Source organism: Microbacterium sp. Marseille-Q6648 (genome assembly GCF_943181415.1).
Lineage (GTDB): Bacteria > Actinomycetota > Actinomycetes > Actinomycetales > Microbacteriaceae > Microbacterium.
This window is the reverse complement of sequence record NZ_CALPBZ010000006.1, coordinates 148460-174229: the sequence shown is the minus strand read 5'-3', so window position 1 is coordinate 174229 and position 25770 is coordinate 148460. Positions and strand designations below refer to the sequence as shown.

The window sequence follows — 25770 nt, the reverse complement described above, 5'->3', positions numbered from 1 at the left end:
GGTGGTGGGTCGCGCCCACCGGCGTCGGCGCAGCCGCTGCCGGATACGGAGCGGTCACGTCCCGAGGACGACGTGCGCGCCGGCTGGAGCTCGACGCCGCACGGTACGACGAGGGCCTCGCGTACCAGGCACTGCAGGCGGCCCGGGTGGACGTGCGGACGGCTCGAGCCGAGGTGCTCACGGCCAGAGCGCGGTCCGGCGTGCCGTCGATCGGTGGGCGCGCGGCGATCGAGGCCCGACAGGTTCTGCTGTCCGCCAAACAGGCCGAGCGCGCCGCTTCGCTGAGACTTCGCGCGAGCCGGGGCCGGGTGAAGGCGTCGCGAGCGCGCTATCGTGCCGTGTTCACCGGCTCACCCCTCCCCCTCGAAGCCCTGATGAGTCGGCATGACGCCGTGACGTCGCGCTGGCTCGAGTACGAGACGGATGCGGCGAAGGCACTGTCCTTCCCGCAGATGCTCGATGCGCAGCATCCGTCGACTCTCGCCTTCCTGCGCGCTCAGCGCGAGGCGCACGGTCTGCGCCCGGCATCGGCGCGGGACCGGATCTCGCCCGCACAGTTCGCGGCCTACCGCGACGCCGTGTCCGCAGTTGAGCGGACATTCGCCGAGGCGGAGCGCAGTGCGCAGGGCACCGCCCGGGCGGATCTGCCGACGGCGGGGTGGCGCGACGCGGTGCTGCCCCTCGTCGAACGGCTGCCCGGCCTGCTGGCCGCGGCGATGCCCCCCACTGCGGCCGCCGAGACCCGTGCGCCGGCTCCCGGCAGGCGGAACCCCCGAAGGCCACCGCCGCGACCACCGACCCCCGCCCGCCCGTCTGGCCTGTCCCCGCGCGCCGTTCGAGCCCGACCCCGCGCACGGGAGACGACGAAGGGGCCCGGCCGTAGCCGAGCCCCTCACCGATCGGATGCTGCTCAGTCGGTGATGATGGTGTCGAAGGCGTCGGGGTTCGCCTCGAGCCAGGCCTCGACCGCCTCGGGCTCGTTGCCCTCGCCGTACTCGTTCACGACCATGTCCTCGAGCGACGCGTACTCGGCGTCGTCGAGCGCGATGCCGGCGATGAGCTCAGCGGCCTCGGGGAAGCGCTCCGAGAAGTCGCTCGTTCCCAGGAAGTGCAGGCCTTCGGGGTCGCCCATGGCGCCCATCGGGTCCTCGAGGTCACGCAGGTCGTACGCGTCGTTCGCCCAGAAGGGCCGCCACGACGTCACGACGATGTCCTCCTCGCTGGCGATCGCATTCTCGAGCTCGGTGAGCATCGCCGCGGTCGAAGAGGTGACGAGCTCGTACTCGTCGCCCAGCTCGTAGGCGGGGATCATCGAGTCCTGCGTCACGCCGGTGAGACCCGCGCCCGGCTCGATGCCGATGATCCGGCCACCGAACATGTCGGCATTGCCCTTGAGGTCTTCGATCGACTCGATGTCGACGTAATCGGGGACCGCGATCGTCAGCACCGCATTCTCGTAATAGGTGCCGATGTCCTCGATGTCGTCGCCGTACTCCTCCATGTACGAGGCGTGGGTCAGCTCGGGCCAGGCCGACGGATACATGTCGACATCGCCCTGCGCGAGTCCCGCGTACAGCGGTCCCGCTTCGGTGAGCTCCTGCATCTCGACGGTGTAGCCGAGCTTCTCGAGCTGGTTCTCGAGCAAGTAGGCGGTGCTCAGGCCGTCGGTCCACGAGGGGAGGTACCCGAGCGTGATCGTGCCCATCTCGTCCGAACCGCTGCCACCGTTCCCGGTGTCATCGGAACCTCCGGCGCAGCCCGCGAGCGTGAGCGTCGCGGCGGCGCCGAGGGCGAGGATTCCTGTCAGCTGTCGATTTCTCATGGTGCTTCCCTTCATCGTTCTGTGTGATTGCGTTCGTTCCGTACAGATATTCAGTTGTGGGTTCCAGCCCGAGCAGGCTCGGGTGCGCGACGGCTGCCGATGACGCGTCGCAGCGAGGTGGGGTAGTCGGCGGGGTCGCCGAGAGCGGCGGTCACGCGGTCCAGGAAGACGGCGAGGATCACCACGCCCAGGCCCGCTTCGACGCCCTGCGCGAGGTTGACCGTCGACACCGACTGCACCACGATCTTCCCGAGGCCGTCGGCACCGACGATGCCCGCCAGGACGGCCATCGACAGCGCGAGCATGATGACCTGGTTGACGCCGGCCATGATGGTCGGCATCGCCAGGGGCAGCTGGATGCCACGGAGGATCTGCCCCGGAGTCGCGCCGAACGCGTGCCCGGCTTCGACCGTCTCGGAATCGACGCCGCGGATGCCGAGCTCGGTCAGGCGCACCCCCGGAGGCAGCGCGAAGATGACCGTCGCGACGAGTCCGGGCACGACGCCGATGCTGAAGAAGGTGATCGCCGGAATCAGGTAGACGAAGGCGGGCATCGTCTGCATGAAGTCCAGGACCGGCTTGAGGATCGCGCGCACCGTGTCGTTGCGTGCCGACCAGATGCCGAGGGGGATCGCGATGACCAGCGCGACGAGGGTGGCGACCAGGACGAGCGAGAGCGTCTGCATCGCCGCGACCCACAGATCCATCGCCACGATCAGGATGAACGAGATCGCGGTGCCGAGCGCCATCTGCCATGACCGGAAGAACCAGCCCAGCAGCGCGAAGAGAGCGATCGCGACCGCCACCGGGATGGCCGTCAGGCCGTCGGTGAGTCCGTCGACGAGGAACCGCACGACGACCGCGATGACATCGAAGAGCCCCGCCAGGTTGTCGCGCACCCAGTCCACGCCGGTGTCGACCCACTCGCCGACCGGAATCCGGAACCCGTCCATCAGCGCACCCCCTCGTTGTCGGCCGCCGGGCCGTGGTCGGCGGATGCCGCCAGGAGCGCGTCGATCTCGGTCGTCGGCATCGGCTGCGGCAGCACGGTGATCTCGGACGTGTCGCTCGGCCCGGGTCCGAGCGCGGCCAACAGGGTCACGCGGGGGATCACACCCACGAGCCGGCCGTCGTCGTCGGTGACCGCCAGGGGCAGCTGCGACTCGACGGCGGGCACGAACAGGTCCATCAGGACCGAGTCCTGCGAGACGCTCTGCGGCACGGGACGCAGCACCGACGTGAGCGAGTTCTCACCGCGGCGCACCAGCTTGACGGCGTCCCGGTCGGTGACGATGCCGAGCAGTCGGCGGTCGCGTCCGGTCACGTACGCGGCCGACGAGTAGGCGTCGCGCATCTCCCGCAACGCGGTGCGCGGACCGCCGCTCTCGCTGACGACCGGGCGCGGAAGCTCCATGACGTTGGCGGCCGTGAGCACGCGCGCGCGGTCGACGTCCTGCACGAACTGCTCGACGTAGTCGTTGGCGGGGTCGGTGAGGATGTCTTCGGGGGTCCCGATCTGCACGATGCGCCCGTCGCGCATGACCGCGATCCGGTCGCCGAGGAACATCGCCTCGTTCAGATCGTGGGTGATGAAGACGATGGTCTTCTGCAGCTTCTGCTGCAGCGACAGCAGCTGCTCCTGCATCTCGCGGCGGATGAGCGGATCGAGCGCGCTGAACGCCTCGTCCATCAGGAGGATGTCGGTGTCGGCGGCGAGCGCGCGTGCGATGCCGACGCGCTGCTTCATGCCGCCCGAGAGCGCGGCGGGAAGCTTGTCGCCCCATCCGTCGAGGCCCACCAACGCCAGGATCTCGTCCGCCTTGGCGCGACGCTCGGCACGGCCGACACCTCGCAGCTCCAGCGGATAGGCGACGTTCTCGGCGACCGTGCGGTGCGGCAGGAGCGCGAAGTGCTGGAACACCATCGAGACGCGGTCGCGGCGCGTGGCACGCAGCGACGACCCGGAAACGCCCGTGATCGGCTCGCCGTGGATGACCACCTCGCCGGCGGTGGCGTCGTGGAGACCGTTCAGCATCCGGATGATCGTCGACTTGCCGGATCCCGACAGGCCCATGATGACGAAGATCTCGCCCCGCTCGACGGTGAAGCTCGCGTCGATGACGGCCGCCGTCCCGGTGTCGGCGATGTCGTCGCGGGAGTGACCGGCTTCGAGTCTGCGGACGGCGTCCTTCGGACTCCGGCCGAAGACCTTGTTCAGATTTCGCGCTTCCAGCGCAGGGACGACGGTCATGTGCTCACCTCGGCGGCGCGCGGGGGGCGCGCTCAGCATCGGTTACGCCCGGGTGGCGGTCATCGGCGCCGGACCCGCGTCGAACCGGGCGACGCAGCGGCACAGCCGACGGTTCGCATCGGGCGAACCGTCAAGACCACCGACCATACGCTCGCGACGCGGGATCCCCAGGATCACGCACCTCGTCGCAACCGCGGACTGGTCGTTCGGGCGCTATCGCCCTCGATCGACCGTATCGAGGATCGACGGGGAGGGCAAAACCGAGCCCCGCTCGACAACCGCGGATCAGCGCCCGTCGGCTGCGGCGGTGTGGTGACGGATGACTTCTGCGACGACGAAGTTGAACCACTTCTCGGCGAACGCCGGGTCGAGGTCGGCGTCCTCGGCGAGCTGACGCAGTCGCGCGATCTGCTGCTCCTCACGGGCGGGATCCGAGGGCGCGAGACCGTGCTCGGCCTTGAGCTCGCCGACCTGCTTGGTGCACTTGAAGCGCTCGGCGAGCAGATACATCAGGGCCGCGTCGACGTTGTCGATGCTGCTGCGCAGACGCCGCAGCGTCGCGAGGGTCTCGTCGGCGTCCTCCTCGGCGGGGGCGGGCGCGGAGCTCTCGGATCCGATGTCTGTCATGGCGTCCTCCTCGTCGACGACGATACCGCCGGATCCTCCGCCAGCCGGTGCCGCCCGCCCTAGAGTGAGCACATGACCGACGGATCGTCCTCGCCCGTTCCTTCCGCACCGTCACCCAGAGATCGCGCGGAGTCCCACCGCTTCGTCTGGGCGGGGCTCTCGCAGCCGTTCGCCGTGGGCTTCACGGTGACCCTGGGCGCGCTGGTCGCCCTGCTGCTGGGACTCGCACTCGGCAGCCTCTCGACCGTCCTGATCTACATCCTGTTCGCGCTCTTCGCCGCGCTCGGCCTCGACCCCGCGGTCCGCTGGCTGCAGAGCCGCAACGTCTCTCGCACGTGGTCGATCGTGATCGTCTTCACCGCCTTCGCACTGGTGCTCGTCGGCGTGCTGCTGCTGGTCATCCCGACGCTGGTGCGTCAGGTCGCGAGCTTCATCACCGACCTGCCGCAGTCCATCGCGAACTTCATGCGCACCGACTTCTTCATCTGGCTCGAGAGCACCTTCGGCGACAGTGTCGGCACCATCCTCGACGAGGTCCAGAACTTCCTGCTCAACCCCTCCAACATCGCCGCGATCGGCGGCGGCGTGCTGCAGGTGGGGGTCGGCATCGCGACGGGGATCTCGGGCGTCATCATCGTGATCGTGCTGACGCTGTACTTCATCGCGACGCTGCCGTCGATGAAGCAGTCGCTCTACCGCCTGTCGCCGGCGCGCAATCGCGCGAAGCTGGCCGACATCACCGAGCAGATCACCGACTCGGTCGGCGGCTACCTGATGGGCATGGTCGTGCTCGCGTTCTTCAACGCGATGTTCACCCTGGTGCTGCACCTGCTGATCGGGCTGCCCTTCCCGGCACTCATGGCGGTCGTAGCCTTCTGCATCACGATCATCCCGCTGGTGGGTCCGGTGCTCTTCTGGATCATCGGCACCTTCGTGGCGCTGTTCGACAGTCCCCTGTCCGCACTGATCTTCGCCGCGGCCTACCTCGTGTACATGCAGATCGAGGCATACGTTGTGACGCCCCGCGTGATGAACCGCACGGTATCGGTGCCCGGCTCGCTCGTCGTCATCGGCGCGCTCGTCGGCGGCACCCTGCTCGGCCTGCTCGGCGCGCTCATCGCCATCCCCGTCACCGCCTCGATCCTGCTCATCATCAAGCAGGTCGTCATCCCTCGTCAGGACGCCAAGGTCTGAGCCGCGGCGGTCAGGCCAGGGCGACGAGGCAGGTCGGCGTCGGCACCGTCGCGCGTGAGCGCACCCGCCCCGGGACACCCGTCCTCGGGTCGAGTGTCATCGACACCACGTCATCCGAGCGCTGACCGGCGACCAGCAGCGTGTCTCGCACCACGAGGTGGTGCCGCGGCCAGTCGACGCCCGCCTCGATGAGGGCCGTCGGCCGCAGATCGGATCCATCGCCGTGCACGCGCAGCACAGCCAGGGTGTTGCTGCCGCGAAGACCGGCGTACAGCGTCTCGCCGTCACGCGAGACCGCGAGCTCGGCCGCCGTGTCGCCGGGAAGCGCCCCGAGCATCGCCCCCGCGACGATCCGCCATCTGCCCGTGCGGTCCGCCGCCAGCGCGAACACCTCGCCGGACAGCTCGGTCACGACGTACAGGTGACCGCTGGGGTGCATGACGGTGTGGCGGGGACCGCTCCCCTGCGGCAGCACGACCTGCTGCTCCTCACGCAGCTCTCCAGCCGCAATGCGCCAGAACCGAACGAGATCGAGTCCCATATCGGTCGTGGCGATCAGCCCGCCGTCCAAGAATCGCGCCTGGTGCGCGCGAGACGGGCGCGGCTCGGCGAGGTCGCCGATGCCGTAGGGGTCCTCCGCCCCGGCGGCGATGACCGGGCGGGAGGGCCGGCCGTCGGCATCCACCGTCATCCGCACGACTCGCCCGTCGCTCCAGCACGACGCCACGAGCGAGCCCCCGTCGGGCGCGACGGCGACGTGGCAGACGGACTCGCCCGCCGGGACCGCTGCTCCGAGCGGGGCGTACGCGTCCTCGCCGGTGCGGCGATACGCCTGCACGGTCCCGTTCGCCTCGAGCGCCGCGTAGACGACGTCGAGCGAAGGATGCCGGGTCAGCCACGACGGGGAGTCGACGACCGCCCGCACCCCCGCGAAGGCCAGCGGCCCACCGGCTGAAGGCTCGTCCGGGGCGCCGGCCAGCAGCATCCCGAAGCCCTCGGCGCGCCCGTCCATGTCGGCGGTGTACCCGCCTGCGAGCAGGCGCATGTCAGTCGACGAGGTCGCGGCGCACGATGACGGCGTCGCGCGAGGCGCCCACGCCGATCACCGAGATGTGCGTGCCGCTGAGCTTCTCGAGCGCCAGGACGTAGTCCTGCGCGGCCGCCGGGAGGTCTTCGAAGCGGCGCGCGCCCGAGATGTCTTCGCTCCAGCCCGGGAAGTACTCGAGCACCGGGGTGGCGTGGTGGAAGTCGGTCTGGTTGACCGGCACCTCGTCGAAGCGCCGACCGTCCACATCGTAGGCGACGCACACCGGGATCTGCTCGAGACCGGTGAGGATGTCGAGCTTGGTGAGCACGAGGTCGGTGATGCCGTTGATGCGCGTCGCGTAGCGGGTGATCGGCGCGTCGTACCAGCCGACGCGGCGGGGCCGCCCGGTGGTGGTGCCGAACTCGAAACCGCGCGAGCGGAGCCAGTCGCCCTGCTCGTCGAACAGCTCGGTCGGGAACGGGCCCGACCCGACCCGCGTGGTGTACGCCTTCACGATTCCGACGATGCGGTCGAGGCGGTTCGGGCCGACGCCGGATCCGGTCGAGGCGCCGCCGGCGGTCGCCGACGACGACGTCACGAACGGGTAGGTGCCGTGATCGACGTCGAGCATGGTCGCCTGCCCGCCCTCGAAGACGACGACGTCGCCGCGGTCGAGCGCGTCGTTGAGCAGCAGGCCGGTGTCGGCCACCATCGGGCGCAGGCGTTCGGCGTACGACAGCAGATCTTCCACGATCTCGTCGCACGTGATCGACCGGCGGTTGAAGACCTTGACCAGCAGGTGGTTCTTCTGCTCGAGGGCGCCCTCGACCTTCTGGCGCAGGATGTTCTCGTCGAAGAGATCCTGGACGCGGATGCCGACGCGGTTGATCTTGTCGGCGTACGCCGGCCCGATCCCGCGCCCGGTGGTGCCGATCTGACGCTTGCCGAGGAAGCGCTCGGTGACCTTGTCGAGGGTGCGGTGGTACTGCGTGATGATGTGGGCGCTGGCGCTCACCCGCAGCCTCGAGGTGTCGACGCCCCGGGCGGTCAGCGCCTTCAGCTCGTTGAAGAGCACCTCGAGATCGATCACGACGCCGTTGCCGATCACGGCGTTCACCCCGGGCGAGAGGATGCCGGAAGGCAGCAGGTGAAGCGCGTACTTCTCGTCGCCGATCACGACCGTGTGTCCGGCGTTGTTGCCGCCGTTGAACTTGACGACCCAGTCGGTGCGGTCACCGAGAAGGTCGGTGGCCTTGCCCTTGCCCTCGTCTCCCCACTGGACTCCGACGATCACGATGCCTGGCATGGGCTACTCCCCCGTTATCGGACGGTTACACCCCATCCTATCGACCCGGGCTTCGGCGTCAGTCGTCGGAGGCGGTCCGCGCGTCGCCGCGGGCCTCGCCGTCACCAGGCGTCTCGTCGGGACCCGAGTGCTCGGCAGGCTCTTCCTCCGCTGCTCCGCCGGACCCGTCCTCGGCGTTCGCGTCCTCGGTGCTCGCGTCGATGGTCGCGTCCTCGATGGTCGCGTCCTCGGCGGTCGCGTCCATGGCGACGCCATCCTCCTGGGCCGCGTCCTCCTGGGCCGCATCCTCCTGGGCCGCATCCTCCTGGGCCGGCGTCGGGGATGCCGGGCTCTCCAGTCGCACGAGGTCGGGGACCTCCCAGCCGCCCTCGAAGAACTCCGGGCGCGGCCGGTAGAGCCGCACCAGATAGTTCCACCCTTCGGGCACGGGGATGTCGTTCGGACCCGTGGCCTCGCCAGGAGGCGTGAAGCGGACGGTGATGGCGCCGTCCTCGTCGGGGACACCGGTGATGCTGTTCACGGTGTAGCGTCCGTCGTCGTTCGGCTCGAAGTAGCCCTGCGCGTTGTAGACCGAGACGGACCAGAACGCATCGACGGGCACGTCGTGCATCGTCAGCTCGTAGTGACCCACGCCCACACCGGGCGAGACCCCCAGGTACGAGGCTTCGCTGAGCGGCAGACCGCCCCACCCCGCGGCCGTCCCGATCAGGTGGCGGACGGGGTCGACCTCATCGGGCCCGCCGAAGGTGCGGTCGAAGGCGCGCAGGCCGCGAGCCAGCCGGAGCAGGCCGTTGCGCGTCTCTTCGAGCGATTCGGCGTCGTACTCGGGGCTCTCGAACGGCTCGCCCGAGGCCACCTCGAGACGGAACTCGTCCTGCAGCGAAGCCACCGCGGCGATGTCGGCCGCGTCGCTCGGATCGACGAGGGTGCGCACCGCCACCAGCGCGTAGCGCGTGCCCGGTGCGACCGCGGCGAGGTCGTGGTGTCCGGGCTCGTGCAGCACCGCGCGGACGTAGTGGTCGTTGTCGACCACCATCACCGACACGTACCGATCGCCGTGCTCGGGGATCTCGATGCTCGCACCGTCGACGAGGTCGACGATCGCGAAGCTGTAGAGGGTGTCGCGATTGAGCCGGATGACGGTCTGCTCGTCGATCGCCGCGGGCTCGCGATTGTGACGGAAGACGTTCACGCCGCCGGCGTCCCGCTGGATGTCGGCGAACATGCGGTCGGTCTCGGCGCGGACGAAGTTGTCCACATTGACGTGGCGTGCCATCGTCACACTCTCGCTCATGGACCCGGTTCCCGCCAAGCCCGCGCGCGGGCCCGTGGACCGTCAGGCGTCATCGACGCCGTGGCTCGGCATCCGGATCGGTAGGCTGGAGGCCATGTCGAAGGTCCTCCAGTCCCTGCCCGTCGGCGAGCGCGTCGGCATCGCCTTCTCGGGAGGCCTTGACACCTCCGTCGCCGTGGCCTGGATGCGCGACAAGGGCGCCGTCCCCTGCACCTACACCGGTGACCTCGGTCAGCCCGACGAGGACGACATCGCCGCGATCCCGGGTCGCGCGCTCGAGTACGGCGCCGAGGTCTCGCGCCTCATCGACTGCAGGACCGCGCTGGTCGAAGAGGGCTTCGGCGCCCTCGCCTGCGGCGCGTTCCACATCCGCTCCGGCGGTCGCACGTACTTCAACACCACTCCGATCGGACGCGCGGTGACCGGCACCCTGCTGGTGCGCGCCATGAAGGAGGACGGCGTCGACATCTGGGGCGACGGGTCAACCTACAAGGGCAACGACATCGAGCGGTTCTACCGCTACGGACTGCTCGCCAACCCGTCGCTGCGCATCTACAAGCCGTGGCTGGACGCCGACTTCGTCTCGGAGCTCGGCGGTCGCCAGGAGATGAGCGAATGGCTCGTGGCCCACGGCTTCCCGTACCGCGACTCGGCCGAGAAGGCGTACTCCACCGATGCGAACATCTGGGGCGCGACCCACGAGGCCAAGACCCTGGAGCACCTGGACGTCTCGCTCGAGACGGTGGAGCCCATCATGGGCGTGCGCTTCTGGGATCCGGCCGTCGAAATCGCCCCCGAGGACGTCACGATCACGTTCGACGAGGGCCGCCCGGTCGCCCTCAACGGCGTCGAGTACTCCGACCCCGTCGAGCTGGTCTTCGAGGCCAACCGCATCGGCGGCCGTCACGGGCTCGGGATGAGCGACCAGATCGAGAACCGCATCATCGAGGCGAAGTCGCGCGGCATCTACGAGGCTCCCGGGATGGCGCTGCTGTTCATCGCGTACGAGCGTCTGGTCAACGGCATCCTCAACGAGGACACCCTGGCGACCTACCACGAGCAGGGTCGTCGGCTCGGGCGCCTCATGTACGAGGGCCGCTGGCTCGAGCCGCAGTCGCTCATGCTGCGCGAGTCGATCCAGAAGTGGGTGGGCTCGACCATCACCGGCTCGGTCACGCTGCGCCTGCGGCGCGGCGAGGACTACACGATCCTCGACACCACCGGGCCCGGCCTGTCGTACGCGGCCGAGAAGCTCTCGATGGAGCGCGTCGGCGACGCCGCGTTCGGCCCGATCGACCGCATCGGGCAGCTGACGATGCGCAACCTCGACATCGCGGACTCGCGCTCGCGCCTCGAGCACTACGCCGCGGCGGGCATCATCGGCGGGGCGACGGCCGAGCTGGTCGGATCGCTCGAGCGGGGTGGCGCGGAGGAGATCACCGAGCACGCCGCGGGCTATTCGGCAGAGCGCGAGCACCTCGCCGAGGCGACGGATGCCGTGAGCGAAGCCGCCGCATTCGACAGCGGCACCGACTGACGCCCGGCTCCGGCGGTTCAGCCGCCTGCGGCGGGCGGCGTCTCTTTCGACAGGCGGAGCTCGTCGACCACGAGGTCGGCCTCGTCGATCGTGCCGTTGCGGTACGCCTGACGGCCGATCATGTGAGCTGACAGCGGCGCCGTCGCCAGCTGGATGAGGATCACCGGCAGCAGGAAGGCGGCCACCGGCCACGACCGCAGCGACAGCGCCACGGCGACGCAGATGAGCATCATGCCGAGCACCTGCGGCTTGGTGGCCGCGTGCAGGCGCGTCGGCACATCGCGGAACCGCAGCAGGCCGATGGCGGCGGTGAGGCACAGCAGTGCGCCGATCAGGATCAGCACGAGGGCGATGATGTCGATGGGGTCGGTCATCCGTCGGCCCGGTCCCTTCTGGCCACGAAGCGCGCGATCGCGATCGAGCCGAACACGCCGACGGCGGCGATGATGAGCATGGCCGGCAGCGATCGGGTGTGCTGGTTGATGGCCATATCGGCGCCGAGGACGCACATGATCTCGGTCAGCAGCACGTCGCTGGCCACCGCGCGGTCGAGGATCGACGGACCCATGACGACGCGCCACAGCGTGATCAGCGCGGCGACGGCGAAGACGACGTAGATCACCACCAGGAGCGGGCTCATCGTGCCTCCTTCCCCTGCCGCGGCGTCTCGATCGTCGCGCGGCGGATGATCTCGAGCTGCTCGGGCGACCCCACGGCCCGGACGATGCGGGCCTCCCAGCCGAGGACCGAGCGGCGGTGCAGCTCGGCATCCTCGCGGCGGTCGACACCCAGCACGTGCAGGTAGACGATGCGCCGGTCGCGGTCGGTCTCGACGACGAAGGAGCCCGGGATCAGCGAGGCGGTGATGGCGGTGTGGGTCATGATGAGGTCGTCGTCGACGCGGAGCGGAATCGCGACGATCGCGGTGCCGGGGTAGCGGCGCGGATCGATCACCTGCCAGGCCACGATCAGCGATCCGCGCACGAGCGCCCCGACGAACGTCACGACGAAGACGAGGCCGTACCAGAGGTTGAGCCGGCCGGACAGCTCAACGGGGGGCAGCCGGAACACGCGGGTGACGATGACCGCCGCCGCGATGCCCGTGAGGAGCGCGAGCCAGGTCAGCTGTCCCCACAGCAGCATCCACAGCAGGATGAGCCACACGAAGAAGGGCAGCTGCCGCCAGACGTGACGAAGGCCCGCGCGGATGCCGCCACGGGCGGTGGTGTCATCGCTTGCGGTCACGGCGTCACCTCCTCGCGCTTCTCATCGCCGCCCGTGCTCTGCTGGTGCTCCTGCTCGAGCTGTTCGAGGGTCACCGGCTGGAGCAGCGCGTCGCCGATGCGGGTGCAGATGTCGTACAGGGGTCCGGCGAAGATGGTCAGCGCAACGGTGAAGCCCACCATGCCGACCGTGGCCGCCGTCATCACCTTGGGGATCACGCGTCGCTCGGTCTCGACCGCTGCGGCCGGCGAGGCGCCCAGGTACGAGATGCGCGCCTCGGTCTCGGCCGAGTCATCCTCTTCGCGCCAGAACGAGAGGTTCCAGGCGCGCATGAGCGCGTACAGGGTGAGGAGGCTGGTGAGGATGCCCGCGACGATCAGCACGATCATGAGCGGCGTGCCGACCTCGGCCGCCGCGTCGAAGAGGGCGAACTTGCCGATGAAGCCCGAGAACGGCGGCAGGCCGCCGAGGTTCACCGCCGGGATGAAGTAGAGCACGGCGATGACCGGCGCGGCGCGCATGAGCCCCTTCACACGCAGGATCGACGTGGAGCCGGCTCGCCGCTCCACGAGACCGACCGCGAGGAACAGAGTGGTCTGCACCACGATGTGGTGGACCATGTAGTAGATCGTCGCCCCGATCGCCGCCGGGGTCGCGATCGCCAGCCCGAAGATCATGTAGCCGATGTGGCTGACCAGGGTGAACGACAGGATGCGCTTGAGCTCCGCCTGGGCGAGGGCGCCCAGGACGCCCACGATCATCGTCGCGAGCGCGGCGATCATCAGCACGACGTTGACGTCGTTGTAGAGGAAGAGCTCCGTCTCGGTGCGGATGATGGCGTAGACGCCCACCTTGGTCAGCAGGCCCGCGAACACCGCCGTGACCGGTGCCGGCGCGGTCGGGTAGGAGTCGGGGAGCCAGAACGACAGCGGGAAGATGGCGGCCTTGATGGCGAACGCCAGAAGCAGCATGAGGTGCAGCACGAGCTGCGTCTCCTGCGGCAGGTCTCCCATCCGCTGGGAGATCTGCACGATGTTGACGGTGCCGAGCGCGCTGTAGATCATCGCGATCGCGGCGAGGAACAGGATGGACGACACGAGCGAGACCACGACGTAGACGACACCGGTGCGGATGCGGGACTCCGTCGACCCGAGGGTGATGAGCACGTACGAGGCCACCAGCAGGATCTCGAACCCGACGTAGAGGTTGAACAGGTCGCCGGCGATGAAGGCGTTGAAGATGCCGGCGGCGAGGATCAGATACGAGGGGTGGAAGATCGACACCGGGGTGTCGTCGTCGTTGTCGGCGGCACCCTGGCCGACCGAGAAGAGGAGGACCGCCAGGAGCACGACGCTCGAGACCATCACCAGCAGCGCCGCCAGTCGGTCGACGTACAGGATGATCCCGGTCGGAATGGGCCAGCCGCCCACCGACACGGCGATGGCCTGGTCGCCGATGTCGACGACCACCAGCAACACGGTGGCGATGATGCAGACGAGGGTGAGCGTCACCACAGAGACCGTGACCTGCGCGCGGCGATGCCGGCCGGCGATCAGCGCGATGGCGGCGCCGAGCAGCGGCAGCGTCACCAGCAGCGGCACGAGGGCGGGGGCGATCTCAGTCATCGCTGTCCTCCGTCCGGGCGTCTTCGCGGCGCTTCGCATCGCGTCGATCGGTGGGCGCGTCGTCGCGCAGCCCGGCGACATCGCGGCTGCCGAGCATCGTGATGGGTGCGGTCGAGACGTCGACGAAGTCGGAGGTTGCGTCGTCGTCCTCGTCCGAGATGATGTCGACGATGGAGTCCTCGACCTGCGCGCCGCGCTCACGCACGGCGATGTCGGCCTCGTCGTCGCTGACCGTATCGGCCTGGCCGAGCTGCCACGACCGGTAGATGAGCGCCAGCAGGAAGGCAGACACGGCGAAGGTGATGACGATCGCGGTGAGGGTCAAAGCCTGCGGCAGTGCGTCCGACATCTCGTCGGACTCCCCCGCTCCGTGGAACGGGGCGATGCCGGGGCGCCCCATCGCGATGAGCAGCAGCAGATTCGCGGCGTTGCCCAGCAGCAGGAAGCCGATGAGCACCCGCGTCAGGCTGCGTTCGAGCATCGCGTACACACCGCACGCGAAGAGCACCGCCATGATGACGATCAGCACGAGCGAGACGTCCATCAGGCGCTCACCCCCCGCATCCGGTTCTCCGCCGTCTGCCGATCGACTTCGGCGCCCAGGCTCCGCAGCACGTCGAGCACCAGCCCGATGACGACGAGGTACACCCCGATGTCGAACAGCGTGGAGGTGACGAACTCGATGTGGCCGAGGACCGGCACCTCGGCCTCGACGAACCAGCTCGTCAGCGGTGCCACGCCGAACAGCAGCGGCACGACGGCGCATCCGACGGCGATCGTCATGCCGACGCCGAGCAGTCGTCCGGCATCCGTCGGCGCAGCCACCCCGAGCTCGTAGCGACCGCCCGCGACGTAGCGCATGACCAGCGCCATGCCGGCGACGAGGCCGCCGGCGAAGCCGCCGCCGGGCAGATTGTGACCCGCGAACAGCAGGTACAGCGAGACGATGATGATCATGTGGAAGAGGATCCGCACGATCACCTCGAGGAGGATCGATCGGTTCTCCTCCCCCACGCGCTGCCCGCCGAGCAGCCATGCGGTACGCGTGTTGCCACTCCCCTCGCCGCGGGGCTTCACGCCGCCGGCGGTCTCGACCAGCGGTCGGCGGTCGCGGCGGTCGGCGAGCTCGATCGGGGTCGTGAGGCTCGAGAGGGTGTCGGCGCGGTGGGTGACGAAGACCAGTGAGGCGACCCCGGTGGCGGCGAGGACGAGCACCGAGAGCTCGCCCATGGTGTCCCAGCCTCGGATGTCGACGAGCGCGACGTTCACGACGTTCTTGCCGTGGCCGAGCTCGTACGCGAGGTCGGGGAAGTCGGTCGAGACCGGGGCGTGGACCCGCGCCGACGTCGCCACCAGCGCGACCCCCGCCATCGTGACCCCGACCGCGATGCCCAGCAGCGCGCGGCCGATCGGCCACACCGAGGCGTTGTGCTCACCGAGACGCGAGGGGATGCGCCGGAGCACGAGTGCGAAGGCGACGAGCGTCACCGTCTCGACGAGGATCTGGGTGAGGGCGAGGTCGGGCGCGCCGCTCGTGGCGAAGAGGACGACCATTCCGAGGCCCGTCACCGAGACCAGGACGACCCCCGTGTAGCGCTTCCGCGCCCGGACGGCGATGATGCCGGCGGCGATCATGATGGGCGCGGCGATGAGCTGCATGGGCGACCAGTAGGTCGCGATCGCGGACGTGAGCTGGCCGCCCATCACCAGGGCGGTGCCCTCGGCGGCCACCAGCACCACGAAGATCGTGCCGACGTAAACCGGCAGCGAGCCCCGCTGGGTGAACGTCGTGGTGGCCACCGAGAGCCTCGCCACCGTTCGCAGCGCCAGGTTGTAGACGTCGGGCGCCGCGAACGGCAGCACGCGACGGCTGAGGTCGACGCGGGCGGTGAGGGCGAACAGGCCCGCCCCGATGACGAGGGTCCCGAGCGAGAGGAAGAGGGCGGGCTCCAACCCGTGCCACAGGGCGAGGTAGCCGGGGTGATCGGGGGCCGGGATGCCGGGGCTCGACGCCGGAGCCAGATCGGCGTAGGGCGCCAGCGCCGTGTCGAGGAGCGGGGCGGCGAAGCCTCCGGCGAGCGTGAGTACGGCGAGGATCGCGGGGACCGACAGGAACCCGAGACGCGGCCGCGGCCACTCCGTCACCGGTCGCGCCGCGCCCGCTGCGTCCTTCTTGGTCCAGAACGCACCCCACACGAAGCGGATGCCGTACGCCACGGTGAGGGCGGAGCCCGCGGTCACGCCGACGAGGGCGATCCAGCCCCATGCCGAACCGGCCAGGGCCTCGTCGATGAGGCCCGCCAGCGCCCCCTCCTTGGCGACGAAGCCCAGGGTCGGCAGGATGCCCGCCATCGAGGCGATGGAGACGATCGCCGCCGTGGCCAGCAGGGGCGCTTGACGACCGACGCCGCTGAGCTCTCGCAGGTCACGGGTCGACAGCTGGTGGTCGATGACGCCGACGATGAGGAAGAGCGCGGATTTGAACAGCGCGTGGCCGAGCAGGAGCGCGAGGCCGGCGAGGGCGACGTCGCGGGTGCCGTAGCCCAGCACGACGGCGACAAAGCCCAGCTGACTCACCGTGCCGAACGCCAGCAGCCGTTTGAGGTCGGTCTCGCGCAGCGCCTGGAACCCGCCGAGCAGCATCGTGAACACGCCCAGCGAGATGACGATCGGCCGCCAGGCCGGAGCGAGGGCGAAGACGGGCGCGAGCCGTGCGATGAGGTAGACGCCCGCCTTCACCATGGCGGCGGCGTGCAGATAGGCACTGACCGGAGTCGGCGCCGTCATGGCGCCGGGCAGCCAGAAGTGGAACGGGAAGATCGCGGACTTGCTGAGCGCGCCCACCAGCAGCAGCACGAGCGCCGCGTCCACGACAGGGCCGGTGGGAGCGTCGGCCAGGATCGTCGAGAGGCTCGACGTGCCGGCATCCACCACGAGCAGCACGACGCCGATCAGCATCACCAGTCCGCCGAGGGTGGTGACCAGGAGCGCCTGCAGCGCCGCGCGGCGGCTGGCGGCGCGGCGGTTGTAGTAGCCGATCAGCAGATACGACAGGACGCTGGTGATCTCCCAGAACATCACCAGCACGACGAGGTCGTCGGTCAGCACGAGGCCGTACATGGCTCCGGCGAAGCCGAGGAGGACGGCAGCGAACTGGCCGAGGCCCGTCTCGCCGTCGGCGAAGTACGAGCGGCAGTAGAGCAGCACGAGCGCCCCGACGCCTGTGACGATGAGCGCCATGACCCAGCCCAGGACGTCCATGCGCATCGACAGCTCGATGCCGAGCGGCGGGATCCAGTCGAATGCCTCGAACGGAATGCGACCGTCGAGCACGGCGGGAGCCTGCCACGCGGTGTGGACGAACGCCGCAACCGGAAGAAGGGCGGCGAGCGCGAAAGCACGAGAGCCCAGGCGGCCGATCAGCCACGGCAGGATGAGGGGGGCGAGTGCGAACGCACCGAGGACGAGGAGCATGCGGCCTCCTCGGAGTCGTCGGCGCGTGCGGGCGCGCTCAGGCGATCAGGTCGTTTCGCCCCAGTCTACCCGGGCGCGCCCGTCCGCCGGACCGCGGGAGCGGTCGTATTGCCCTCGTGGAACATGCAGGTGAACGAGATGGATGCCGGTTCCCCGCCGTCGAGCATGGCGGCGACCACGCGGCCGGCCGCACGCCCCTTCTCGGTGGCCGGCTGCACCAGGGTCGTGAGGTCGTACGGGGTCAGGCCGTCCACGACGATCCCGTCGAACCCGGTGACGCTGACGTCCTCGGGCACCCGGAGCCCGAGTTCCTCCGCCGCGCGGATGACTCCGGCCGCCAGCAGGTCGCTCTGGGCGATGACCGCGGTCGGCCGGCGGGCCGGATCGGCGAGGACGACGCGCCCGGCCGCCAGCCCCTCGTCGATGAAGCTGCCGCCGGCACCGTAGACCGCGGCATCCGGGAACACGTCGCGCCCGCCGCGCAGCCGTTCGCGCGTCACGTCGACGGTGAGCGGGGTGTCGTCGGCGATCCAGCCCGGCTGCCATCCGGCGTGGGCGGGCAGGGCGACGATCGCGACGTCGGTGTGTCCGAGCGAGCGCAGGTGGCTGGCCGCCTGGCGCTGGGCTTCCCGGTTGTCGAGCACGATGCGCGGAACGTCGTCTCCGGCATCCCCCTCGATGACGACGACCGGGATCCCCCGAGCGCGAACGGCGTCGAGGGACTCGCGCAGCAGTCCACTGCAGCCCACGAGCACGGCCGCATCGATCGGTGCGGTGGTGAGGGTCGGCCCGGTGCCCACCGGGTCGTGGTCGCGCAGCAGCAGCAGCCCGGCGCCGACGGGTGAGACGGCATCGGCGAGGCCGTCCATCATCAGGGTCTTGACCGGATCGAGGAAGGCGGATCCCGGGTGCTCCTCGAAGACGACGCCGACGATCCCCGATCGGCCGGTGCGCAGCGAGGCGGCGCGCGGGTCGGGGCCGGTGTAGCCGAGCTCTTCCGCGGCCGCGCGGACCCGCTCCCGCGTCGCGTCCGAGACGGGCGTCTTGCCGCTGAACACCACCGACGCGGTCGAGGGCGAGACGCCCGCGAGGCGCGCGACGTCGGAGATGGTGGCGCGTCGGGTACCCATGTCGGCGATGGTAGCCGCGTCGCGCGACAGGATCGAATCGATTCGGAGTATCGAAACGATTCGATGTACGCTGTTCGCCATGGAACGGGAACTGACGCGTCCGCAGCTCGTACGCTGGCGCACCGCCGTCTTCGCGATCTTCCTCGCGAGCGGTCTGAGTATCGCGACGTGGGCGTCGCGGGTGCCGGCGATCAAGATCGCCCTCGATGTCGACAACATCCAGATCGGGCTCATGCTGCTCGGCGCCGGCATCGCCTCGATCGTCGGCCTGTCGCTCGCCAACGTGGTGCTGGCCCGCTTCGGCGCCCGCTCCGGGATGCTGGTGGCGATGCTCGTCTTCGCGGCCGGCGTCGGCATCATCGGGGTCGGCACCGACGTCCTGCAGAACTACCTCGTCGTGGTGGCGGGCCTGGTCCTCTTCGGGCTCGGCAACGGCGCGGTCGACGTGATGATGAACGTCGAGGGTGCGGCCATCGAGAAGCAGACGGGCAAGACGATCCTGCCGCTGTTCCACGCGTTCTTCAGCTTCGGCACGGTGATCGGCGCCGGTGTCGGCGCTGCGGCGGCCGGGTGGGGGATCAACGTCCTGATCCACACCGTCGTCATGATGGTCGTCATCGCGGTGATCGCCTTCGCCGCGCACGCGAACGTGCCTGCGCGGGAGTTCACCGGCGATACCGCGGCCGCCGCCGACCCGCCGCACTGGCGCGAGCGCCTCCACACGGCCCTGTCGGCCTGGCGCGAGCCGCGCACGTACGCGCTCGGCGTCATCATGCTCGGCATGGCGTTCGCCGAGGGCGGCGCGAACGACTGGCTGGCGCTCGGCATGGTCGAGGGCCACGGCGCCGACCAGGCGCTCGGAGCGCTCGGACTCACGGTGTTCTCGGTCAGCATGACCGTGGTGCGGGTCTTCGGGGGCCCGCTCGTCGACCGCTTCGGCCGGGTCGCGACCCTGCGCGTGCTGTCGGCGGCCTCAGCCGGGGGCCTGCTGCTGTTCATACTCGCGCCCAACCTCCCGCTGGTGTTCGTGGGCGCGGCGCTGTGGGGCGCGGGCACATCGCTCGGGTTTCCGCTGGGCATGTCCGCCGCGGCCGACGATCCGGCCAAGGCGGCGGCCCGAGTCAGCGCGGCGGCGACGATCGGGTACATCTCTTTCCTCTGCGGCCCGCCGATCCTCGGCTTCATCAGCGAGAACATCGGCCTGCTCAACACGCTGTACATCCTGGTGGTGCTCGCCATCGCATCCGGCCTCGCCTCGGGTGCCGCTCGTCCGCTGGCCGGGTCGAAGGTCGGTGCCGGCGCCGAGCGCTGACCCCGGCATCCACACCGACGCCGCACGGCTAGGCTCTTCGGGTGCGTCTTGTCATCGCCCGCTGCTCGGTCGACTACACCGGCCGTCTCACCGCGCACCTCCCCCTCGCAACCAGGCTGCTCGTCCACAAGGGCGACGGCAGCCTTCTCGTGCACTCCGACGGCGGCTCGTACAAGCCGCTCAACTGGATGAGTCCGCCCTGCCGGCTCGACGTCGAGGCTCCGGATGCCGCCTCCGCCGACGCGGGTGTGCTCGAGCACTGGCGGGTCACACACGCAAAGTCCGGCGACGCGCTGCTCGTGCGCATCTATGAGGTGCTGCACGACTCGTCTCACGAGCTCGGCATCGATCCGGGACTGCAGAAGGACGGCGTCGAATCCGACCTGCAGCGACTCCTGGCCGAGCAGGTCGACGTGATCGGGGAGGGCCTCACGCTGGTGCGCCGGGAGTTCCCCACCGCGATCGGCCCCGTGGATCTGCTGCTGCGCGACGAGGCCGGAGGCGGCACGATCGCCGTCGAGGTCAAGAGACGTGGCGACATCGATGGCGTCGAGCAGCTGACCCGCTACCTGGAGCTGCTCGGCCGCGATCCGCACCTCGCCCCGGTGACCGGGGTGTTCGCCGCGCAGGAGATCAAGCCGCAGGCCAAGGTGCTGGCGGCCGATCGGGGCATCCGCTGCGTGACGCTCGACTACGAAGGCATGAAGGGCATCGAATCCGGCGCTCCGCGCCTGTTCTGACCCCCGGTAGCGTAAGGGTCATGCCGATGCGCTCACCCTGGACCTGCATCCTGTGGGATGTCGACGGCACCCTCGTCGATGCCTCAGTTGGGATCCTCCGCCGACTCACGATCACCCTCGAGCACTTCGGCAAGCGCGCGCCGACCCGCGCCGAGCTCGTGCACTGGATCGGTCCGCCGATGTACGACTCCTTCCAGGTCAACGTCGGCATGACCCCCGACGAGTCCGCCGAGGCCGTGCGCTTCTACCGCACGCTCGGAAAGGCCGACGGCTACACCAAGGACGCCCGCCTGTTCGACGGCGTCGCCGAACTCATCGGCGACCTCGCCGCGGCCGGCATCCCCCAGGCCACCGCGAGTTCGAAGCCCGAGGTGCAGGTGGTCGCCCTCATGGACCACTTCGATCTCTCGTCCGCGCTCACCGCCACGGTGGGGGCGACCAGCGACGAGCGCACCCTCAGCGCCAAGGCCGACATCGTCGCCGAAGCGCTGCGCCGCCTCGCCGCAGCCGGCGTCGACACGTCCCGGCCGGTGCTCGTCGGCGACCGCCACCACGACGTCGAGGGCGGGGCCGAGCACGGCGTGCCGGTGATCTTCGTGCGGTGGGGCTTCAGCTGGCCCCACGAATCCGCCGGCGCCCAGGCCGCCGTCGACGACGTCGACCAGCTGCGCGCGCTGCTGATGTTCGAGGATGCCGGTGACTGACACCGACGGGGGGATCCTCGACTGGCTGATCCCCGCGGCCGTCGTCTTCGGCTCCGCCGCGCTCCTGGTGCTCGTGGCGGTGTGGGCGGTCAAGCGCGCGCGTCGGTCGCCAAGGGCCCGCGCGGCCGCAGAGCAGGTGCGCGCTCGAGCGGGAGTGCAGCTGGTGCGCCTGGACGACGCCGTCGACGAACTGAACCTCGAGGTGGCACTGTCCGGGGCGCTGTACGGCGGCACCGCGCCGGCGTCCCTGCGCCGCGCGCGCATGACCGCGCAGCACGTGCGCGACGAGTCCTTCGACGAGTACCGCGGGCTGAGCCGGCCGGGCCTGCACCCCGCCGAGCTGCGACGCGGGGCGGTGCGCATCGAGCGGCGCACCGACGAGGCGCTCGGGCGGATCGCCGCCGCCCGCGAGGAGCACGCGGCGTGGGTCGCCGCCAACATCTCGGCGGTCGATCAGGTCGCCGCCGCGAGAGGGCACCTGGAACGCCTCCGCGCCGAGATGGGCGACCCGGCCGCTCTGATCGCGGATCTGTCGGCGCGCTTCGACGAGGCGGAGTGGGCGGATGCCGCGCGTGCGGCCCGCGGCGCACGGGACGCCGCGGCATCCGCGGAGGACATCCTGTCCCAGGCGGCCGCGCATGCCGGCAACCCCACACGGTCGGTGCTGACCGAACTGGCCGAGGCCGAGCGGGCGCTGCGTCGCGCCGAGGCGGACGCACGGATCCTCGAAGAGACGCACCGCCTCGTCACACAGGCGGCTCAGGCGCTGCCGGGCGAATTCGATGCGGCGAGGGCGGCCCTCCGCCACGCGCAGACCGTCCGGTCGCATCTGCCACCAGCCGAGGCCGAGCGGCTCGGCGGCGAGCTGCGCGCGCTGTCGGCGGACCTCGACGGTCTCGAGCCTCGCGCCGCACGTCGGCCGACGAAGACGATCGACGAGATCGCCCGGGTGCGCGATCGGCTGGACATGGCCCTCGGGGACGCGCACACCGCTCAGCAGCGTCTGCGTGGCGCCCGCACGGCGCTCCCGGGAACGCTCGCGGCTGCGCGCGCGGCCGTCGCCCAGGCCGAAGGCGCCATCGCCCACTCCGGCGGGGGCGCGGATGCCCGCGCCCGACTCCTGTCCGCGCAGCGCGAGCTGGCGGACGCGCGTCAGGCGCAGGACCCGGTCGACGCTCTCGACGCGGCCCGCCGCGCCATGCGCGAGGCCGAGGACGCGAAGGCCCTCGCCGACTACAGCAGACTCGCGCGCTGACCGCGATCGCGATCAGCGCGCGCGACTGATGATCAGATCGGGCGGATGTTCTCCGCCTGGAGGCCCTTCGGGCCCTGCGCGATCTCGAACTCCACGCGCTGGTTCTCTTCGAGCGAGCGGTAGCCGCCCGCCTGGATGGCGGTGTAGTGGGCGAAGACGTCCGCGCCGCCTTCATCGGGTGCGATGAAGCCGAAGCCCTTCTCCGAGTTGAACCACTTGACCGTGCCCTGCGTACTCATCAATCGCCGTTCTTTCGCGCTGCCCGGCGCCGACGGCGCTGGATCGCCTTCCACGCTAACGAAGGCGGTCGGGCGAAATCGAGGCTCTTCGGCGATGTGACGAAAATGTTGCACACCCGCCGGGCACCATCGAACGCCCGGGCTGAGCGGTGCTCGAAGCCCGGACGTCGACGGATCCCCCCGGATCGGCCACGCCGAGCGTGACCACTCACACTGTACCGATATACCGGTGGTGGGGCGAGATCGATGACCGTTCCGTACACTTAGGGCGCCATGATCGACACGGAAGGCTTCACGCCACTCACGCCCCGCGAGGGCACGGCGCTCGGCGACGACGTCTACTCCGTCCTCGGAGAGGCGATCATCCGCGGCACTTTGCGGCCCGGCGACCGACTGCGCGACGTCGAGCTCGCCAGCCGTCTCGGAGTGTCGCGCACGCCCGTCCGCGAGGCGCTGCAGCGTCTGGAGCGCCTGGGCCTCGTCGAAGTCGCCGCCAACCGCTACACCCGGGTGAGCGAGCTGCACCCCCGCGCCAACGCCGACACCATCGAGTTCATGACGTACGTCGCGGGCGACGCGATGATCCTCGGCCTCGCGCGGTGCACCGATGAGCAGCTGGTCGATCTGATCGGCTCAGTGGACGCCCTCGTCGAGGCCTCGTCGCGCGACGATCACCTCGCGATCCTCGGCGCGACCGTCGGTCTGTACCAACTCGTCATCCGCGCCACCGGCAACCACGTCTTCGTGACGATCATGCGCGAGGCGGGCCTGGCACTCCAGCGCAATCTGCAGGCGTGGACCCCGCCGGTCGAAGACACCGACGCCCGCACCGAGCGCTACCGGGCCCTGCGGCAGGCGGTCGCAGACCGGGACGGCCGGCGGGCCGAGGCGCTGCTGTTCGAGATCAACCACATCGTCACACCGGCGTGAGAGGGTGAGTCGCGTGGGACACATCGAACTGCGCGCCGTGGACGAAGACGATCTGGATGCGATCTTCGAGATGATGCGCGACCCCGACGCGATCGCCCAGGCCGCCTTCACCGCCGAGGACCCCGATGACCGCGGGGCGTTCGACGCGTGGATCCGCCGCCAGCTGGAGTCGCCGGGCGTGCAGTCCTGGGTGGTGACCGAGGACGGCGGCTTCGCCGGCACCGCCGCCGCCTTCACCGTCGACGACGACCGCGAGGTCAGCTTCTGGATCGCCCGGCACGCCCGCGGTCGCGGCGTCGCCACCGAGGCGCTGCGGCAGCTCGTCGCGCGCGAGCCGATCCGCCCGCTCTTCGCCCGGGCCGCGACCCACAACGCGGGCTCCATCGCCGTGCTCGAGCGGAACGGCTTCACCGAGGTCTCGCGGAACGTCGCGTTCGCACCGGGTGTGGGGCGCGAGGTGGAGGAGATCGTCTTCACCCTGGTGCCGGCCCTCGACGGTGTCTGAGGACCGAGGCCGCAGCCGGAAACGATGAAGGGCCCCCTCTCGGGAGCCCTTCATCTCGCTGTGCGCGAGGGGGGAGTTGAACCCCCACGCCCTTTCGGGCACTGGCACCTGAAGCCAGCGCGTCTGCCTATTCCGCCACTCGCGCGAGTCGGTGCACCGGGGCGCTCCGAACTCGACTCCCGATCGTATCACGGGGTCGGAGGTGCCCCGATCCCGCGCGGAGCCGCACCGCGTCCACACCCCGTACAGACTGTGCAATTAGCATGTAGCGATCCGGCACCGCCCTCCGAGGAGCCCCGTGGGACTACTTGACAGCTTCGAGAAAGGTCTTGAGCGCGCCGTCAACAGCGCGTTCGCCAAGACCTTCCGCAGCGGCATCCAGCCCGTAGAAATCGCTTCCGCGCTGCGGAGCGAGCTCGACAAGAAGGCCGCCGTGGTCAGTCGCGAGCGCATCCTCGCTCCACACACGTTCGTGGTGCTGCTGTCGGCCGACGACCACGAGAAGATGTCCGCGCTCGGCAACGCGCTGCCCGAGGAGCTCGACTCCCTCGTCCACGCGCACGCCCGGGCGCAGGGGTACTCCTTCGCCGGTCCGGTGACGATCGAGCTGCGCCGCGACGAGCAGGTCGCCACCGGCACCCTGCGCGTGGAGAGCTCGGCCGCCCAGGGTCGGGTGGCGTGGCGCGGTGTGGTCGAGATCGCCGGCAAGCGGCATCCGCTTGTCAAATCCCGCACGGTCATCGGGCGCGGCAGCGACGCCGACATCACGATCCCGGACTCCGGAACGAGCCGCCGCCACGTCGAGATCCTGTGGGACGGCGAGCGCGCCATGGTGCGCGACATGAAGTCCACCAACGGCACGAAGCTCGACGGACGCCCGGTCACCGAAGCGCCCCTGTCACCGGATTCCACCGTCACCATAGGCCGCACCGATATCGTGTTCCGCGTGATAGCGCAGGCGACCCCACCGAAGCCCCCGTTGCCCGACGACGTCACCCGCGCCTACGACGTCCGAGAGCAGGGGCCGCTGACGTGAGCGAACTGACCTTCCTGCTGCTGCGCATCGGCTTCCTGCTGGTGCTGTGGTTCTTCGTGTTCGCCGTCATCTACTCGCTGCGCGCGGATCTGTTCGGCGTGAAGGTGCGCAAGATGCCGGATGCCGCACCCGCGGCCGCGGCGCCGGTCGGCCAGACCGCTGCGCGACCTTCGTCGCCCTCGACCCCGCCGCGCGCGATGCCCGCGGCCTCGAAGGGCGGCAAGGCCACCGTGGACGCGGTCGCCCGCATCGTCATCACGTCGGGCCCGAAAGCCGGACTGGAGCTGCCGCTGGGGTCCGAGCCCCTCACGATCGGGCGCTCGAGCGAATCGGGACTGGTCATCCGCGACGACTACACCTCGAGCCACCACGCGCGCCTGCTGCTGTGGGGCGATCAGTGGATGATCCAGGACCTCGACTCCACGAACGGCACGTGGCACGACGGCGCCCGGGTCTCGACGCCGGTGCCCGTCGTCGTGGGCGCCCCGATCAAGGTCGGCGCGACGACCTTCGAGCTGCGGAAGTAGACGGGCGGACC

The 25770-nt window shown here is 70.1% G+C and carries 25 protein-coding genes and 1 tRNA gene; 10 read left to right on the top strand and 16 right to left on the bottom strand.

Annotated features, from left to right (window positions below):
* Nucleotides 1–910: 910 nt before the first annotated feature.
* The 4 genes from NFR93_RS15145 to NFR93_RS15130 all read right to left on the bottom strand — a co-directional run bounded on the left by NFR93_RS15145 (nt 911) and on the right by NFR93_RS15130 (nt 4700).
* Nucleotides 911–1822 (bottom strand): glycine betaine ABC transporter substrate-binding protein, encoded by a 912-nt coding sequence (locus NFR93_RS15145; RefSeq protein WP_251455174.1) that lies wholly within the window; start codon nt 1820–1822, stop codon nt 911–913.
* Nucleotides 1823–1872: 50 nt separating this feature from the next.
* On the bottom strand, nt 1873–2775 hold the full coding sequence (locus NFR93_RS15140) for an ABC transporter permease (RefSeq protein WP_251455171.1): 903 nt from the start codon (nt 2773–2775) through the stop codon (nt 1873–1875).
* On the bottom strand, nt 2775–4073 hold the full coding sequence (locus tag NFR93_RS15135) for a quaternary amine ABC transporter ATP-binding protein (protein ID WP_251455168.1): 1299 nt from the start codon (nt 4071–4073) through the stop codon (nt 2775–2777). The genes NFR93_RS15140 and NFR93_RS15135 overlap by 1 nt, the downstream gene beginning before the upstream one ends.
* Nucleotides 4074–4358: 285 nt before the next feature.
* Nucleotides 4359–4700: a chorismate mutase gene (locus NFR93_RS15130; protein ID WP_251455164.1), complete on the bottom strand. Its 342-nt coding sequence runs from the start codon at nt 4698–4700 to the stop codon at nt 4359–4361.
* A gap of 72 nt (nt 4701–4772) precedes the next feature.
* On the opposite strand from NFR93_RS15130, the gene NFR93_RS15125 reads away from it, so the two are divergent.
* Nucleotides 4773–5894: an AI-2E family transporter gene (locus tag NFR93_RS15125; protein WP_251455161.1), complete on the top strand. Its 1122-nt coding sequence runs from the start codon at nt 4773–4775 to the stop codon at nt 5892–5894.
* A 10-nt stretch (nt 5895–5904) separates the two neighbouring features.
* On the opposite strand, the gene NFR93_RS15120 is transcribed toward NFR93_RS15125, so the two are convergent.
* Genes NFR93_RS15120 through NFR93_RS15110 form a run of 3 tightly spaced genes read right to left on the bottom strand, consistent with a single transcriptional unit; the run spans nt 5905 to nt 9503 of the window.
* Nucleotides 5905–6939 (bottom strand): lactonase family protein, encoded by a 1035-nt coding sequence (locus NFR93_RS15120; protein ID WP_251455158.1) that lies wholly within the window; start codon nt 6937–6939, stop codon nt 5905–5907.
* A 1-nt stretch (nt 6940) separates the two neighbouring features.
* Nucleotides 6941–8227, bottom strand: a complete 1287-nt coding sequence (locus tag NFR93_RS15115; RefSeq protein WP_251455156.1) for an adenylosuccinate synthase — start codon at nt 8225–8227, stop codon at nt 6941–6943.
* A 58-nt stretch (nt 8228–8285) separates the two neighbouring features.
* Nucleotides 8286–9503, bottom strand: a complete 1218-nt coding sequence (locus tag NFR93_RS15110; RefSeq protein ID WP_251455154.1) for a DUF1254 domain-containing protein — start codon at nt 9501–9503, stop codon at nt 8286–8288.
* A 112-nt stretch (nt 9504–9615) separates the two neighbouring features.
* Here NFR93_RS15110 and argG point away from each other — a divergent pair, with 112 nt between their 5' ends.
* A complete protein-coding gene (gene argG / locus NFR93_RS15105) occupies nt 9616–11058 on the top strand; it encodes an argininosuccinate synthase (RefSeq protein ID WP_251455397.1) in 1443 nt (480 codons plus the stop codon).
* A 17-nt stretch (nt 11059–11075) separates the two neighbouring features.
* Here the strand turns inward: argG and mnhG are convergent, their stop codons facing one another.
* The 7 genes from mnhG to NFR93_RS15070 form a co-directional block, all read right to left on the bottom strand.
* Nucleotides 11076–11432: a monovalent cation/H(+) antiporter subunit G gene (gene mnhG / locus NFR93_RS15100; protein WP_251455151.1), complete on the bottom strand. Its 357-nt coding sequence runs from the start codon at nt 11430–11432 to the stop codon at nt 11076–11078.
* Nucleotides 11429–11698 carry an MrpF/PhaF family protein gene (locus tag NFR93_RS15095; protein WP_251455148.1) on the bottom strand — a complete coding sequence of 90 codons (270 nt, stop codon included), beginning with the start codon at nt 11696–11698 and terminating at the stop codon, nt 11429–11431. The genes mnhG and NFR93_RS15095 overlap by 4 nt, the downstream gene beginning before the upstream one ends.
* Nucleotides 11695–12303, bottom strand: a complete 609-nt coding sequence (locus NFR93_RS15090; RefSeq protein ID WP_251455145.1) for a Na+/H+ antiporter subunit E — start codon at nt 12301–12303, stop codon at nt 11695–11697. Before NFR93_RS15090 ends, NFR93_RS15095 begins: the two co-directional genes overlap by 4 nt.
* Nucleotides 12300–13907: a Na+/H+ antiporter subunit D gene (locus NFR93_RS15085; protein WP_251455142.1), complete on the bottom strand. Its 1608-nt coding sequence runs from the start codon at nt 13905–13907 to the stop codon at nt 12300–12302. The genes NFR93_RS15090 and NFR93_RS15085 overlap by 4 nt, the downstream gene beginning before the upstream one ends.
* Nucleotides 13900–14451 carry a Na(+)/H(+) antiporter subunit C gene (locus tag NFR93_RS15080; RefSeq protein ID WP_251455140.1) on the bottom strand — a complete coding sequence of 184 codons (552 nt, stop codon included), beginning with the start codon at nt 14449–14451 and terminating at the stop codon, nt 13900–13902. Before NFR93_RS15080 ends, NFR93_RS15085 begins: the two co-directional genes overlap by 8 nt.
* Nucleotides 14451–17381, bottom strand: a complete 2931-nt coding sequence (locus NFR93_RS15075) for a Na+/H+ antiporter subunit A (protein WP_251455138.1) — start codon at nt 17379–17381, stop codon at nt 14451–14453. Before NFR93_RS15075 ends, NFR93_RS15080 begins: the two co-directional genes overlap by 1 nt.
* Before the next feature lie 65 nt (nt 17382–17446).
* On the bottom strand, nt 17447–18511 hold the full coding sequence (locus tag NFR93_RS15070; RefSeq protein ID WP_251455135.1) for a LacI family DNA-binding transcriptional regulator: 1065 nt from the start codon (nt 18509–18511) through the stop codon (nt 17447–17449).
* A 79-nt stretch (nt 18512–18590) separates the two neighbouring features.
* Between NFR93_RS15070 and NFR93_RS15065 the strand changes: the two genes are divergently transcribed.
* Genes NFR93_RS15065 through NFR93_RS15050 form a run of 4 tightly spaced genes read left to right on the top strand, consistent with a single transcriptional unit; the run spans nt 18591 to nt 22522 of the window.
* Entirely contained in the window at nt 18591–19823 is a 1233-nt protein-coding gene (locus NFR93_RS15065; RefSeq protein WP_251455132.1) for an MFS transporter, read from the top strand.
* A 41-nt stretch (nt 19824–19864) separates the two neighbouring features.
* Nucleotides 19865–20563: an endonuclease NucS gene (gene nucS, locus NFR93_RS15060; RefSeq protein WP_251455129.1), complete on the top strand. Its 699-nt coding sequence runs from the start codon at nt 19865–19867 to the stop codon at nt 20561–20563.
* Nucleotides 20564–20583: 20 nt separating this feature from the next.
* Nucleotides 20584–21267, top strand: a complete 684-nt coding sequence (locus NFR93_RS15055) for an HAD hydrolase-like protein (RefSeq protein ID WP_251455126.1) — start codon at nt 20584–20586, stop codon at nt 21265–21267.
* The gene (locus NFR93_RS15050) at nt 21254–22522 is read left to right on the top strand and encodes a hypothetical protein (RefSeq protein WP_502846309.1); all 1269 of its coding nucleotides are present in this window, start codon (nt 21254–21256) and stop codon (nt 22520–22522) included. Before NFR93_RS15055 ends, NFR93_RS15050 begins: the two co-directional genes overlap by 14 nt.
* Nucleotides 22523–22554: 32 nt before the next feature.
* On the opposite strand, the gene NFR93_RS15045 is transcribed toward NFR93_RS15050, so the two are convergent.
* The gene (locus NFR93_RS15045; RefSeq protein ID WP_251455122.1) at nt 22555–22761 is read right to left on the bottom strand and encodes a cold-shock protein; all 207 of its coding nucleotides are present in this window, start codon (nt 22759–22761) and stop codon (nt 22555–22557) included.
* Nucleotides 22762–23034: 273 nt separating this feature from the next.
* Here NFR93_RS15045 and NFR93_RS15040 point away from each other — a divergent pair, with 273 nt between their 5' ends.
* Both NFR93_RS15040 and NFR93_RS15035 read left to right on the top strand, forming a co-directional pair.
* Nucleotides 23035–23691 carry a GntR family transcriptional regulator gene (locus tag NFR93_RS15040; RefSeq protein WP_251455120.1) on the top strand — a complete coding sequence of 219 codons (657 nt, stop codon included), beginning with the start codon at nt 23035–23037 and terminating at the stop codon, nt 23689–23691.
* Nucleotides 23692–23704: 13 nt separating this feature from the next.
* Nucleotides 23705–24196: a GNAT family N-acetyltransferase gene (locus tag NFR93_RS15035; protein ID WP_251455118.1), complete on the top strand. Its 492-nt coding sequence runs from the start codon at nt 23705–23707 to the stop codon at nt 24194–24196.
* A gap of 61 nt (nt 24197–24257) precedes the next feature.
* On the opposite strand, the gene NFR93_RS15030 is transcribed toward NFR93_RS15035, so the two are convergent.
* A tRNA-Leu gene (locus NFR93_RS15030) sits at nt 24258–24341 on the bottom strand.
* Nucleotides 24342–24494: 153 nt separating this feature from the next.
* On the opposite strand from NFR93_RS15030, the gene NFR93_RS15025 reads away from it, so the two are divergent.
* The gene (locus NFR93_RS15025; protein WP_251455117.1) at nt 24495–25232 is read left to right on the top strand and encodes an FHA domain-containing protein; all 738 of its coding nucleotides are present in this window, start codon (nt 24495–24497) and stop codon (nt 25230–25232) included.
* The gene (locus NFR93_RS15020; RefSeq protein WP_251455116.1) at nt 25229–25759 is read left to right on the top strand and encodes an FHA domain-containing protein FhaB/FipA; all 531 of its coding nucleotides are present in this window, start codon (nt 25229–25231) and stop codon (nt 25757–25759) included. Before NFR93_RS15025 ends, NFR93_RS15020 begins: the two co-directional genes overlap by 4 nt.
* The last annotated feature ends 11 nt before the right edge of the window (nt 25760–25770 follow it).